The 12,675-nt window shown below is 61.2% G+C and carries 11 protein-coding genes; 2 read left to right on the top strand and 9 right to left on the bottom strand.

Translation table 11 applies throughout. The annotated features are described in order from the left end of the window. The first annotated feature begins 81 nt into the window (after positions 1–81). Entirely contained in the window at positions 82–1,932 is a 1,851-nt protein-coding gene (locus tag LA321_RS13395; RefSeq protein WP_042071990.1) for an extracellular solute-binding protein, read from the top strand. An 87-nt stretch (positions 1,933–2,019) separates the two neighbouring features. Here LA321_RS13395 and LA321_RS13390 read toward each other — a convergent pair whose 3' ends face one another. Next, a complete protein-coding gene (locus LA321_RS13390; RefSeq protein ID WP_026457402.1) occupies positions 2,020–2,412 on the bottom strand; it encodes a DUF2750 domain-containing protein in 393 nt (130 codons plus the stop codon). Positions 2,413–2,565: 153 nt separating this feature from the next. Then, positions 2,566–3,120, bottom strand: a complete 555-nt coding sequence (locus LA321_RS13385; protein WP_026457401.1) for a hypothetical protein — start codon at positions 3,118–3,120, stop codon at positions 2,566–2,568. A gap of 246 nt (positions 3,121–3,366) precedes the next feature. Here LA321_RS13385 and LA321_RS13380 point away from each other — a divergent pair, with 246 nt between their 5' ends. Then, positions 3,367–3,615, top strand: coding sequence for a TIGR02647 family protein (locus LA321_RS13380; protein ID WP_026457400.1), 249 nt, complete (start codon positions 3,367–3,369; stop codon positions 3,613–3,615). Here LA321_RS13380 and LA321_RS13375 read toward each other — a convergent pair. The 7 genes from LA321_RS13375 to LA321_RS13345 form a co-directional block, all read right to left on the bottom strand. Beyond that, entirely contained in the window at positions 3,602–3,901 is a 300-nt protein-coding gene (locus tag LA321_RS13375) for a hypothetical protein (protein WP_042071991.1), read from the bottom strand. The two genes, LA321_RS13380 and LA321_RS13375, sit on opposite strands and share 14 nt — an antisense overlap. 91 nt (positions 3,902–3,992) lie before the next feature. Continuing rightward, positions 3,993–4,202, bottom strand: a complete 210-nt coding sequence (locus LA321_RS13370) for a cold-shock protein (protein WP_005302803.1) — start codon at positions 4,200–4,202, stop codon at positions 3,993–3,995. A 206-nt stretch (positions 4,203–4,408) separates the two neighbouring features. Then, on the bottom strand, positions 4,409–5,509 hold the full coding sequence (locus tag LA321_RS13365) for a dihydrolipoamide acetyltransferase family protein (protein ID WP_042071992.1): 1,101 nt from the start codon (positions 5,507–5,509) through the stop codon (positions 4,409–4,411). Continuing rightward, positions 5,506–6,489, bottom strand: a complete 984-nt coding sequence (locus LA321_RS13360; RefSeq protein ID WP_042071993.1) for an alpha-ketoacid dehydrogenase subunit beta — start codon at positions 6,487–6,489, stop codon at positions 5,506–5,508. Before LA321_RS13360 ends, LA321_RS13365 begins: the two co-directional genes overlap by 4 nt. Continuing rightward, positions 6,482–7,570, bottom strand: coding sequence for a pyruvate dehydrogenase (acetyl-transferring) E1 component subunit alpha (pdhA, locus tag LA321_RS13355; RefSeq protein WP_042071995.1), 1,089 nt, complete (start codon positions 7,568–7,570; stop codon positions 6,482–6,484). The genes LA321_RS13360 and pdhA overlap by 8 nt, the downstream gene beginning before the upstream one ends. Before the next feature lie 235 nt (positions 7,571–7,805). Continuing rightward, positions 7,806–8,663: a hypothetical protein gene (locus LA321_RS13350; RefSeq protein WP_042071996.1), complete on the bottom strand. Its 858-nt coding sequence runs from the start codon at positions 8,661–8,663 to the stop codon at positions 7,806–7,808. Then, positions 8,660–12,604, bottom strand: a complete 3,945-nt coding sequence (locus tag LA321_RS13345) for a non-ribosomal peptide synthetase (protein WP_042071997.1) — start codon at positions 12,602–12,604, stop codon at positions 8,660–8,662. Before LA321_RS13345 ends, LA321_RS13350 begins: the two co-directional genes overlap by 4 nt. Positions 12,605–12,675: the final 71 nt, after the last annotated feature.

Raw genomic sequence — 12,675 nt, 5'->3', positions numbered from 1 at the left:
TTCCATGATGGCCCAATCCCCATCGGGAGTGGTGTCACCCATGAGTGACCTGCAGGATGCAGCCAACTGGAGAGCAAGGATATGCCATCGACCATCGCCGCCGGGGGGCGTACCCTCCCCTATCTGATCCGCGCCACCGCCATCACCCTGACCCTGTGCTGGAGCCAGGTTGGCTGGAGCGCCGCCCTGCCGGCCGATCTCACGTGGGAGAGCAACAACACGGATCCCGTCTATGGAGATCCGGCGGCCAAACGGGGCGGCACCTTCCACACTTTCATGACCAGTTTCCCGCTCACCCTGCGCGTCTACGGACCCGACTCCAATGGCGGCTTTGCCGGCTATGTCAGGGAGACCAACCTGCCTCTGCTCGGTACTCATCCGCTGACCGGCAATCCCATGCCACTGCTGGCCAATGAGTGGGCCTTCGGCCCCGACAACAAGACCCTCTATTTTCGCATCAACCCCAAGGCGCGCTGGTCGGACGGCAAGCCGGTCACCGCCGATGACTGGCTGTTCGCCCTCAAGATGCTGCGCAGCAAGGAGATCAACGACCCCTGGTACAACAACTACTACAGCACCCAGATAACCGACGTCACCAAATTTGATGATCATACCCTGGCCATCACCAGCGGCAGCGAGAAGAGCCGCCAGGATCTGCTGGACTCCCTGCCCTTCACCCCGGTACCGAGCCACGCCATCAAGCTCACCGCCAACTGGGTCAAGGAGTACAACTGGAAGGTCTTGCCGGTCACCGGCGCCTACCGGATCAGCGAGGTGAAAAAGGGCAAGTCCGTCACTCTGGAGCGAGTCAAGGATTGGTGGGGAGATGAGGAGCGCTACTTTCAGCACCGCTTCAACCCGGACAGGATTGAGATCAAGGTACTGCGGGATCAAAACATCGCCTGGCAGCACTTTCTGCGCGGCGATCTCGACACCTTTGGCCTGACCATGCCCAACTGGTGGCACGACAAGACCAAAACGGCCGAGTTCGAGAAGGGCTATATCGAGCGGACCTGGTTCTATAACCAGACCCCGCAATCTCCCATGGGGCTCTACCTCAACACGGCGGATCCCTTGCTGAGAGATCTCAACGTGCGGCTCGGCATCCAGTACGCCCTCAACCTCGACAAGATGCTCAGCACCCTGCTGCGGGGAGATTATCAGCGTCTCAACAGCTACGGCTCGGGCCAGGGGGATTTTACCAATACCGAGATCAAGGCGCGCCCCTTCGACCCCAAACTCGCCCGGGAATACTTTGCCAAGGCAGGCTTCAGCAAGGCGGGGCCAAACGGGATCTTGCAGGATAACAAGGGACAACCGCTGACCCTGACCATCACCTACACCACGGCGGAACATGCCCAGCGCCTGACCCTGCTGCGCGAAGAGGCGAAAAAGGCGGGGCTCAATCTCGAGCTCAACCTGATGGATGCCTCGACCGGATTCAAATCCATGCTGGAGAAGAAACACCAGAGTGCCTGGATGGCCTGGAGCGGTGGCCGTTATCCTGCCTATTGGGAGTTTTTCCACAAGGTCAACGCCAACAAGCCCCAGACCAACAACATCATGAACATCGATGATGACGCCATCTCGGCCCTGGTGGAGCAGTACGACAAGGAGTTCGACTTCGCCAAAAAGGCGGCGCTGTCACGGCAGATCCAGCAGCGGCTCTATGAGCTGGCCAGCTTCGTGCCCGCCTATCAGGTGCCCTATACCCGGGAAGGGGCCTGGCGCTGGATAAAGCTGCCCAAGGTGCCCGCCACGCCCAAGAGCGAACTGCTCTATTGGCCCCTGGACGGGGGCAACAGTGGCTACAGTTACGGCGGTCTGCTGTGGATTGACGAGGCGCTGAAAACCGAGACGAAGGCGGCCATCAAGCGTGGCCAGACATTCCCCCCGGTCATGCGAATAGACAAAACCTACCTGCAGCCTTGAACGCCCCTATCCCCCAACAAAAGACCCCGCTCATTGGCGGGGTCTTGTTATTGCAACTGACCGGTTGCGGGGACAGGTCGCCGTCGCTTAGCCGCGCTTGGCCTGCTTCTGGGCGATGGCGTCGGCCACGTCGGCCGGCTCCAGCACGATACCTTCCTGATCCGGAGTCGGGAACACGGCAACACACAGCTCGTCCTGCTCCATGCCGTCGATCCAGCGCTCCAGCCACACCTTCAGGGTGATGGACTGTGGCTTGCAATCGGCCCACTCGCCTTCGGCCCACGCCTTGGCATACTCGGGATGCGGCCATACCGGGATGCAGTCTTCATCGTCGGTGGTCAGCATCATGACGCCGTGCTCATCGGTTAGCACGTAGAGCTCTTCATGCTCGACCAGCTTGCTGATGAAGTGATCGTATCGGTAGTCGGCATTCAGTTGCAGCGCGGCATTGCGCTCGGTGTCGCTCAGTTCATAGCTCATCGGCCAAGTCTCTCTCTCGATAAAAGGGCGCCATGTTCACATCTTGTGGTCAGCTTGTCCAGCTCGCCGCCCCCGGCACCGAATGAGGGGTTGGGACGCCCACAAGAATAGGGCAGAAGCACGCCACATAGCGGCAACTGCCTGGGGATTTCGTCAAAGTTCGGGGGTAACCAGTTCGATCTCAGCCACTTCGCTCAGCTTCTGGCGCAGCCAGTAGGCGGATTCGACTTCCACAAAGCAAAGCTGATCACGGCCACTGGCCGCCGCGGCCATCAGCTGCTCGAAACGCTGTTGCTGCTGCTGTTGCCAGGCCTGCGCCAGCTTGGTGCCATGGGCTTCATCCACCACCTCGCGGCGCAGTTCGAACAGGTTGTCGGTGATGGGACTGTTGATCTTGGCGGCGCTGTGCCAATACATCAGGAGGTTGTCCATCATCTCGGCATCATAGTTGGCCAGGGCATCGAGCTCTGCCGTGGCCCCACTAGCGCCAGTGGCAAAGTCGCACCAGCCCGCATCGAGGGAGACCAGCTCACCAGCTGACGCTCCTTTGGCGTGTTTGCGCAGCTGGGCGACATCGTTCCCGTTGCGAGCGGGCAGCCATACCTCCCCCTGGCAGGAGTCCAGCAGGGATGTCAGCAATGACGTCTGATAGACGGGAAAACGGGCAGAGAGCGAATGCAGCAGGGATACCAGAGTGATCTTGACCATGGACGATACCTTGAACCGAGCGAACAGTCGCCGACGGACCGTCCGATATAAAAGGAGTGACCTATCCTATCATGTTTGTACGACCCAAACCTTTCGATAAACCGAACGCCAAGTACTTGATAACGACCAAAAAAACATCATTCCCCCCATACGCCCCCTGCAAAGCGCAATAATTTGAGCCAGCGCCCACTAAAGTGGCGACAGGGATGCTAGTTTGCTTACATCTTTAGCGTAAGGAGTGGATCCATGATTGGTATCGATCAGATTTCGGATGACGTGATAAACCAGTTGAAGATACTGGCTTGCTTTGATCCAGCCAACATGAGCCTGGGGATCAAGTTGCGCAGCGATATGTCCGAGGAGCTGTGCCAGGCGGCGGCTCGCCTGCATCAGCAGGGACTCATCAGCGCGGAAGATGGCGGCTATCTCACCCCATTTGGCATGACCATGGTGGAGCATCTGCAGCACCTGCTGGTCGCGCTCAAGCCTGTTTGACGGGTTGCGGTGCCCAGAGCGAAAAATTCAGCAATTTCCAATGCCGTCCCTGATGCAGGTGACAGGCAAACAGCAAAGGACCTTCGGGTCCTTTTACTTTGCCGTCCACCAGCCACTCCCCTTCCTTGCCAGGCAGAGGCCGGGCCTGTATCTCGTCAGGCTGGCGATCACTGCCCAGACGCACAGCCACAAATTGCCCGCAGACGCTTTGTGCCTGCATGGCAGCTTGTACCGGCACTTCCGGTGTCGACATGGAGGTAGCAAGGATCAGCAGTGGCAACAGCATGATTCAACCCGCGTCCTGAGCCCTGACGGGCTCCAGATAAACAAAAAGCCGTGGTACCTGAGGCACCACGGCTTTCTTAAATTCTGTAAGATTACAGAGCAGTTACGTTCTCAGCCTGCGGGCCTTTCTGACCTTGGGTCACAGAGAACTGTACGCGCTGACCTTCAGCCAGGGTACGGAAACCGTTACCTTGAATGGCGCTGAAGTGAACGAAAACGTCCGGGCCGTTTTCTTGCTGGATGAAGCCAAAACCTTTGGTTTCGTTGAAAAACTTAACGGTACCGGTGATCATGTTAGACATATCTTTAAACCTGTATTCAAAATAATTACTTATGCTTTTCAGCGGGTAAAGCTCAAAAAACGGGATTAACTTATGAACAACAGGAAAAGATGTAAAACATCAAATTCATTGACATAACTATCGCCCTTTCAAGCTGGATAGGATTATACGTGGCTTTGTAGATTACGCAAACAAATTTGTGCCCTGCGGGAGCAGGGCACAATCGTTTACAGACTCGGCGCTTCCAGTGCTTGTACCAGGGTTTTTAGGAAGCGTGCCGCCTCACCACCGGTGCAGGCTCTGTGGTCAAACGTCATCGACAAAGGCAGTGCCCGAACCGGCCTGGCCTCCCCGTGAATGAAGACCACTTTTTCGAACAATTTCCCGGCCCCTATGATGGCCACCTGGGGCGGCGTCACTATGGGGCTGGCGTAGCGACCCGCGATGGCGCCAAAGTTGGTCAGCGTGATGGTCGCCCCCTGCAGCATCTCGCGCGGCACAGCACGGGCCTTCACGTCGGCTATCATCCGATCCAGCCCTTGGCGGATGTCGGCCCCTTCCCGCTCGGCTACGTTCTCCATCACGGGCACATAGAGCCCATGTCTGGAATCCACCGCAATGGCCACATTGACCTCGTTGAACAGCCGCCTTGACAGGGTCTCACCATCGAACCAGGCGTTCATGGAGGGCTCGGCACGACAGGCCACGCCGATGGCCTTGATGAGACGTACCGTCACGTCTTCATCGGCTCGCCAGTGACGCAAATCCACCTCGTCGGTGATGCTGACCGGCACCACCGTCTGATGGGAGATCTCCATCGCCTTGGCCATGGCCCGGCGCGATCCCTTGAGAAATTCGTTGCCACTGCCCTGCATCGCTTCGAAGGCCGTCTGCACATCCTGCTCGGTCACCATGCCGGCGTTGCCGCTCCCCTTGAGTCGCTCGATATCCAGCCCCAATTTCTGGGCCAGCAGGCGCACCGCAGGCATGGCTCGTACCAGAGTGCCGCCGGGCGCAATGGCCCCCACCACGAAGTGATCCTCGATATGATGCTGATGGGCGCTCACCTTGCCCACTACTGTGCCGTCATCCTCGCCCCCTTCAAATTCCACCAGCGGGGCGCCGATATGGAGGATATCCCCCTCCTCGCCACACAGGCGGGCGATCACCCCCGCCACCGGCGAGGGTACGTCCACCAGCGCCTTGGCCGTTTCGACCGAGAGCAACACCTGATCGACCGCCACGGTATCGCCGACCTTCACCTTCCACTCAACAATCTCGGCTTCGGCCAGTCCTTCGCCCAGATCCGGTAATTTGAAAAATTTCATGACCAGTTCTCCATCAGCTGGTGAGCCGCATCCGCGATATCCTGCTCGGTGATGAGGTAATACTCTTCGTTGCGATAGTAGGGCACGGCCGCATCCACCCCGGTCAGGCGCTTTGGCGGTGCCTTGAGGGAGGTCAATGCCTGCTCGGTCGCTCGCGCCACGATCTCGGCGCCCACGCCAAAACTGCCGCACGCCTCGTGCACCACCAGCAGGCGGCCGGTCTTGCGCACCGAAGCCAGGATCGTCTCCATGTCCAGCGGCTTGATGGTGGCCAGATCCAGCACCTCGCACTGGATATCCTGCTCGGCCAGCAGGTTCGCCGCCCGCATCACCTCCTGCACGCAGGCCCCCCAGGCAACGATCGTGATATCTCGCCCGGGCCTCAGGGTAAAACAGACGTCCAGCGGCAGACCGATGCCATCATCCACCACGTCGGACTTCATGGAGCGATAGATGCGATCGGGCTCGAAGAACATCACGGGATCCGGATCGCGGATGGCCGAGAGCAGCAGGCCGTAGGCGCGCCGCGGGCTGGAGGGGATCACCACCCGAAGCCCTGGAATATGGGCAAACAGCGCCTCGACGCTCTCGCTGTGGTGCTCGGGCGAGTGGATGCCGGCACCATAGGGGGAGCGGTAAACGATGGGACAGGAGAGGCGGCCGCGCGTGCGGTTGCGCATCCGGGCCGCCTGGCAGATGATCTGCTCCATGCCGGGGAAGATAAACCCCTGAAACTGGAACTCGGCCACCGGCTTGAGCCCCTGGGTCGCCATGCCGACCGCCACCCCGGCGATCAGCCCCTCGGCCAGTGGCGTATCTATCACCCGCTTGAAACCGAACTTGTCGCGAAGGCCCACAGTAGCGCGAAATACCCCGCCATTGACCCCCACATCCTCCCCCAGCACCACCACGTCGGGGTCATGTTCCATCTCGTAGTGAAGGGCCATATTGACCGCTTCCAGCAGACTCATCTCACTCATGGCCAGCCTCCCGCTTCATCCCCTTGGCAATGATCCGCTCGCGCTGGGGCAGCAGCTCGGCGGGCAGTTCGGCGTAGTGATAATCAAGCAGCGCCTCCGGTGGTTGGGGTTGCATCGCCTCGTAGCGTGCCACCGCCTGCTCCACCTCCTGGCTCGCCTCGGCCAGCAACGCCTGCTCCTGCTGTTCATCCCACCACCCTTGGCTGTGCATGAACTGGCGCAGCCGTTTGACCGGCTCGCGGGCCCAGGCGGCCTCAACTTCAGCCCCGTCACGATAGCGGGTGGCATCATCGGCGGTGGTGTGATCCCCGAGGCGATAACTCACCGCCTCGATCAGGGTCGGTCCCTTGCCGGTGCGAGCCCGCTCGATGGCGCTGCGGGCGGCATCGTAGACAGCGACCACATCGTTGCCATCGACCTGCAGGCTGCGCACTCCGGCCCCGATCCCTTTCTGGGCCAGGGTCGGGGCGCTCGACTGCAACTTGCGGGGCACCGAGATGGCCCACTGATTGTTGTTGATGATGATGACCATGGGCAGATGCCAGACGCCGGCGCAGTTCAGCCCCTCCAGAAAGTCCCCCTTGGAGGTGCCGCCATCGCCGATGGTGACCACGGCAACCCTTGGCTGGTTGCGCAGCTTGAACGCGGCGGCAATGCCGCAGGCATGGGTGATCTGGGTGGCGATAGGAACGCAGATGGGCAGATCCTCCGAGGGAGTGCCGTCTGCCCTGAGAAAATAGCTGCCCCTCTCATCCCCTCCCCAATACTGCAGGTTCTTCTCCATGGGCACGCCCCGCACATAGAGGGTGGGCATATCCCGGTAGTAGGGCACATAGACATCCTGCGGCTGCATGGCAAGACCAATGCCGACGCCGACCGCCTCCGCCCCGAGATGGGAGGGGAATGTACCGAGCTTGCCGGTTCGCTGCAGCGCGATCGCTTTCTTGTCATAGCTGCGCACCATCACCATGTTGCGGTAAAAGGTGTGCAGTATCGCCTTGTCCAGCCAGGTCGGCAGGTTAGCAACCTGGCCCCCTTCCGCATCGAGGTAACGAAGGAAAGGGATGTCGACATGGGTCATAACTGGCTCCTTGCCGTTGAGAACGCCACCGGGAGTGGTGACATCTCAAATGTAAATATCATGTTAATGAAAAAGCAAAGAGAATCAGCCAGGTAAGACCAGTAGAAACTTCTTTGAAATAGTAAATAAATTGAATTTTCGTCGAGAGAGGTGGCGTGATGCCGTAAATGGTGCAGGTTTTCAGGGGCAGATACAGAACGCCAATACACCCAAAAGGGAGTCGAACTCCCTGGTATCAATCCAGCCAGCGTATCAGCTGGCTGGCCATTCTCGGAGGCAACAAGGGAACCCGGGCACGCAACCTGCTTCGCCAGGGTTCTGTCTGCAGGATCGGACAAGTCTGTATCTGCCGTTCGGCGCCTGCGACCCAGACCCGTTGATCGATAAGTGAGTCGAGGGGGAGCTGGACCGGCCAGTGAGGAAAGATCTCGGCCGTAGTAAGCCCGTCCACCCCGCTGACGCCCTCCCCCATCGGAGCTGGAGTCAGCCAGGGATAAAGCACGTGCAATCGCCCCGGATTGACCATCTCCAGCAACTGACCAAGGCTTGGCTGTGAGAAATGGGGATCACCCGCCGCCTTGAGCAGATGGCGCGCTCCCGCCAGCACCACCACACCGCGCTCGGGCAACCCGGCGATACAGTTGGCCATCGCCTGATCCCGCCCCCTGTTGTGATATCGCCACGCCTCGGGAGTCAGCTCCTGCCATTCGAATGGCGGCTCGCACAGATGAACCCGCAACCGCAGTTGCGCAGGACGCGCCAGATTGCTCTGGCGCAAGGCAGCGAAGAGGGCTGGAAACTCGGGGGGCATCCAGGCGGTGAAAGCGCTGGAGTCCAGCCAGACCGGATAGAGGCTCTCCAGCGTGAGCGGCTCTCCCTGCCAGCAATCTGCTCCCGCCAGCCAGGTGTCGAGCAAACCCTGATGGCGGCGGTTGCCGCACTCAAGCACCAGATCCGTCATCACCCCCCAGAGCATCGGATCGCAAAGCCAGGCGTGCTGGCGCCTGATAAATGCGGGGTGCCAGTGCGGCTCCCCAAGCCCCACCAGCTTGCCTACCAGCAGCGCTTCCCTGATGGCAGCGACCGGGGTCACGACTGCACCTCCCGCTCTGCTGCCTGAAGGCGCTTGCAGACAAGCTCACCTATCTTCGCCAGCCAGTCAGGATGCACCATCTCCTGATGCAGACACGGGAAGTGCTGATAGTGGATCGTCCCTCGCGTCAGGGTCTCCCAGCCACGGCCATCCAGCCAGGGCTGACGGGAGCCCAACGCCTCGATAAAGATCACCTCTCCGTGATAGCTGTAGTCGACAGGTTGGCGGATCAGCCGGTTATTGTGGTCAATCAGCCCGATCATGGCGCTCACCACTTGCTCATCGAGCATGGCCAGCGCACTTCCTTCCTCCCCCAACCGGGCAACCACCTCTTCACGAGTGAGGGAACCCAGCGCCGCGTCCGACACGGCAATGCCTCCCATCCGCAACAGAGCATCGAGCATGTGCTGCTCGTCGGGCAGCGGCTGGGTGTGCCACTGGTGACAGGGATAGGCATCGAGCAGCAACACCATGGCCACCTCCTGCCCCTGCTCTTGCAGCATGGCCGCCATCCTGTGAACCAGCATGCCACCTATCGACCAGCCAAGCAGCCAGTAAGGCCCCTCGCTCTGATGGCGGCGCAGCTCGGTCACATAGTCAAGCGCCAGCTCATCGAATGTGGCGGGCAAAGGGGCATCCGGCTGGCAGAGGGCCCGGGCCTGCAGGGCATAGACCGCCATGCTGGTAGGCAGATGGGCCACCAGCGAGGCATAACACCAGCCAAGGCCACCGGCGGGATGGACACAGAAAAGGGTTGGACCGGATAGCCCCGCCTCCTCCCTGCGCCCCCTGAGTGGCAACAGCATTGGCATCCCTTCTCGCTCGCCGCCAAGATGCCGTGCCAACTGAGCGGGGCTAGATGTTTCGAACAGGCTGGCCAGGGAAAGCGTCTGGCCGAGCGCCTCTTCAATGCGCACCACCAGTTGCGCCGCCAGCAGAGAGTGGCCGCCGAGTGCAAAGAAGTTATCCCCGGCGCCGACCCGCACCAGCCCCAGCACCTCGGCAAAGAGACGGCAGAGCCGCTCCTCCAGCAGGGTTCGCGGCAACTGCTGGCCAACTGCGGTAGCAAGATCTGGCAGCGGCAATGCCTTGCGATCCAGCTTGCCGTTGGGAGTGAGCGGCAGATCGGCCAGCGTCACCAGCAGCCCCGGCACCATGTAGTCGGGTAGCGCGGCACTGAGCGCTGGCGTCAGCTCTGCCAGCGTCAACTCCCCCTCATCGGCGGCCACCACATAGGCCACCAGCCGGCGATCACCTTGGGCAAACTCGGGGGCCAGTACCACTGCCTGTGCCACGCTGGGATGTTGCAGCAACACCAGCTCAATCTCCTCCAGCTCGATGCGCTGACCGCGGATCTTCACCTGAAAATCGAGGCGCCCCAGATACTCGATGGCGCCATCCTCCCGCCAGGCGGCCAGATCGCCGCTTCGATAGAGACGCCCCGCCCCGAAGGGGTTGGCAATGAAACGCTCGGCGGTAAGCTCGGACTGTCCGAAATAGCCTTCTGCCACCTGTACGCCCCCTATCCAGAGCTCTCCCGCTACACCGGGTGGCACTGGCTGCAGCCAGGGATCGAGAATATGGATACAGGTATTCCAGACCGGATAGCCGATGGGCACGCTGGTCACCTCCTCATCCGCACGGCAAGGGTACCAGGTGACATCCACCGCCGCCTCGGTCGGGCCATAGAGGTTGTGCAGGGGCGCGGCAAAAGCGCCATACCAGCGCTGCACCAGATCGGCCGGCAACGCCTCGCCGGAGCAGAAGACCTGGCGCAAGGTGCGGCAACGCTTGAGCTCGGCCTGACCGACGAAGATCTGCAACATGGAGGGAACGAAGTGCAAGGTGGTGATCCCCGACTGTTCGATAAGCGCGGCAAGATAGGCGGGATCCTTGTGGCCGCCCGGTTTGGCGAGCACCAACCGCGCCCCCGTCATAACAGGCCAGAAGAACTCCCAGATGGAGACATCAAAACCGGCAGGCGTCTTTTGCAGCACTCGATCCGCTGGACCGATGGGATACATATGTTGCATCCAGAGCAGTCGGTTGACGATGGCAGCATGGCTCACCACCACCCCCTTGGGGCGGCCGGTCGAACCCGAGGTGTAGATGATGTAGGCGGCATCTTCCGGTTTGGGGGCCGGCAAGGTGCAAGGAGCCACCGCCGCCAGCGTCTTCGCCACCTCCGGTGCATCAAGGCAGACGGCAGGTATATCGGGCTCCACCGACATGGCCAGGGCTCGGCAAGTCAATAACAGCGCAGGTTCGCTGCTGGCCAGAATGTAGCCGATCCGCTCTGCCGGATAGTCTGGGTCAACCGGCACATAGACGGCCCCCACCGCCATGATGGCCTGCTGGGCCAAGATGAGCTCGGGCGAGCGGGAGATCACCACCGCCACCCGGCAACCGGGACCTATCCCCCTCTCCACCAGATAGCTGGCCAGCTGGCGAGTGCGCTGGCGCAGCTCGGCCACTGACCAGCGCTCCTCACTACATTCAAGGGCGATGGCGGCGGGGTTGGCCGCGGCCAACCCCTCGCCTAGCAGGGTGCTCAGCGTGGTGGATGGTAACGGATGGCTGGTCTCGTTCCAGCGTGCCAATTCAGCCTGCTCACAGGCCATCAGCAGCGGCAGACGCACGACCTCAATGTCATCACCGGCATCACTCCAGGCCGCCAGATAGGCCACCAGACGGGCCAGATGGCGCTCACTCTCCTGACGGCTAAAGCGCCCCTGATGGGTCTCAAGGGTCAGGGTGACGTCGCCTGCTTCCTCGGCAAAGTAAAAGGCGCACTCTTCCACCGGCCCCGCCGCCAGTACCCGTACCTCCCCGCGTACCTCGCCAAAAGTCAGGGTGCGGGTAAAGGGCATCAGGTTGACCTGAGGGCCAAAGAGCGGCAGCCCGGGCTGACGCTGCTGCAAATGCTCCTGACGACAACCCTGATGGCGACGCAGGGCGGCAAATTGCCGCTCTACCTGCGCCAGCAGCTCGCCAACCCGGCTTGCCCCTGTCACCTCGATGTGAAGGGGCAGCACATTGACCTTCATGCAGGGGGTATCGGCAGCCTGTGAGCCCAGCCGCCCCATCAAGGGGATCCCCAACACTACCTCGCCAGCGCCGCTCATCCGGTGTACATAGCTGGCTACCGCCGCCAGCAAGAGGCTGTATGGATGGCAGGAAGAGCAGCCAGCTCGCGCCACCAGCGTCTGCCACAGTCGGCCAGCCAAACGCTGCTCGAGGCGATGAATGTCTCCCGGTCCCTGCGCCGGACGACGGGAGAGAGACGCCGGGCTCTCCACGCCAGCCAACTGCTGCACGAAGAAGTCGAGATCCCGCGCGGCACGGGGGGATGCCTGATAATCAGCCTCTTCGGCCAGCAGCTCGGTCTGGGTGGCATAACGGCATGGGGCTGGCAGACCCCCGCGGCAGAGCTCTTCGTACCAGAGCGCCACGCGTTGGCAGATCAGGCGCAGGCCAAAACCGTCGATAGCGATATGGTGCACCGCGATAAACCAGGCCCACTGCCGGTCGGCAAGGCGGTAGAGGGTAGTGGCAAAGAGCGGGCCCTCGGCCAGATTGAAGGGGGTCGCCAACAGGGTTTCCATCTCTACCTGCGCAGCTGCGAGCGGATCGGCCTCACGGCGCAGATCCCGCTCTGCCATCTGCCAGCAGGCGGGGTTGGCCTCCATGAAGGGGCCCTCCCCCGTTGCCACAAAGGCGCAGTGCAGACCGGGGATCTCATCGAGCGTCTGACGCACCGCCCGGATGAAGTGGTAAGGGGCGAGCGTCCCCTCCAGCAGCCAGTACTCTCCCGTGTTGCAAGCCGGACTCTCCGGGTACTTTTGCTGGGCAAACCAGATGCCCGCCTGCGCCGTGGTGAGTGGCCAGCGCGGCTTGTCCCCGCCCTGGTACGGGGCACGCATCGCCATTGTCTGTTCCATGGGAATATCCTTGCGCAACATCGACCGGGTAGCGTTTTCGCCTCCCCGAACGCTTGAAAAGCGAGGAAGCA

It is taken from the genome of Aeromonas enteropelogenes, assembly GCF_020097295.1.
Lineage (GTDB): Bacteria > Pseudomonadota > Gammaproteobacteria > Enterobacterales > Aeromonadaceae > Aeromonas > Aeromonas enteropelogenes.
Note: the sequence above shows the minus strand (reverse complement) of the source record. Positions and strands in the feature narration are given on the sequence as shown.

Coding starts and splice junctions, on each gene's coding strand:
- pdhA (WP_042071995.1), bottom strand. CDS start 7,570: ATGACCCATGTCGACATCCCTTTCCTTCGTTACCTCGATGCGGAAGGG.
- LA321_RS13375 (WP_042071991.1), bottom strand. CDS start 3,901: ATGCTGTTGCCACTGCTGATCCTTGCTACCTCCATGTCGACACCGGAA.
- LA321_RS13345 (WP_042071997.1), bottom strand. CDS start 12,604: ATGGAACAGACAATGGCGATGCGTGCCCCGTACCAGGGCGGGGACAAG.
- LA321_RS13365 (WP_042071992.1), bottom strand. CDS start 5,509: ATGAAATTTTTCAAATTACCGGATCTGGGCGAAGGACTGGCCGAAGCC.
- LA321_RS13360 (WP_042071993.1), bottom strand. CDS start 6,489: ATGAGTGAGATGAGTCTGCTGGAAGCGGTCAATATGGCCCTTCACTAC.
- LA321_RS13385 (WP_026457401.1), bottom strand. CDS start 3,120: ATGGTCAAGATCACTCTGGTATCCCTGCTGCATTCGCTCTCTGCCCGT.
- LA321_RS13390 (WP_026457402.1), bottom strand. CDS start 2,412: ATGAGCTATGAACTGAGCGACACCGAGCGCAATGCCGCGCTGCAACTG.
- LA321_RS13380 (WP_026457400.1), top strand. CDS start 3,367: ATGATTGGTATCGATCAGATTTCGGATGACGTGATAAACCAGTTGAAG.
- LA321_RS13395 (WP_042071990.1), top strand. CDS start 82: ATGCCATCGACCATCGCCGCCGGGGGGCGTACCCTCCCCTATCTGATC.
- LA321_RS13370 (WP_005302803.1), bottom strand. CDS start 4,202: ATGTCTAACATGATCACCGGTACCGTTAAGTTTTTCAACGAAACCAAA.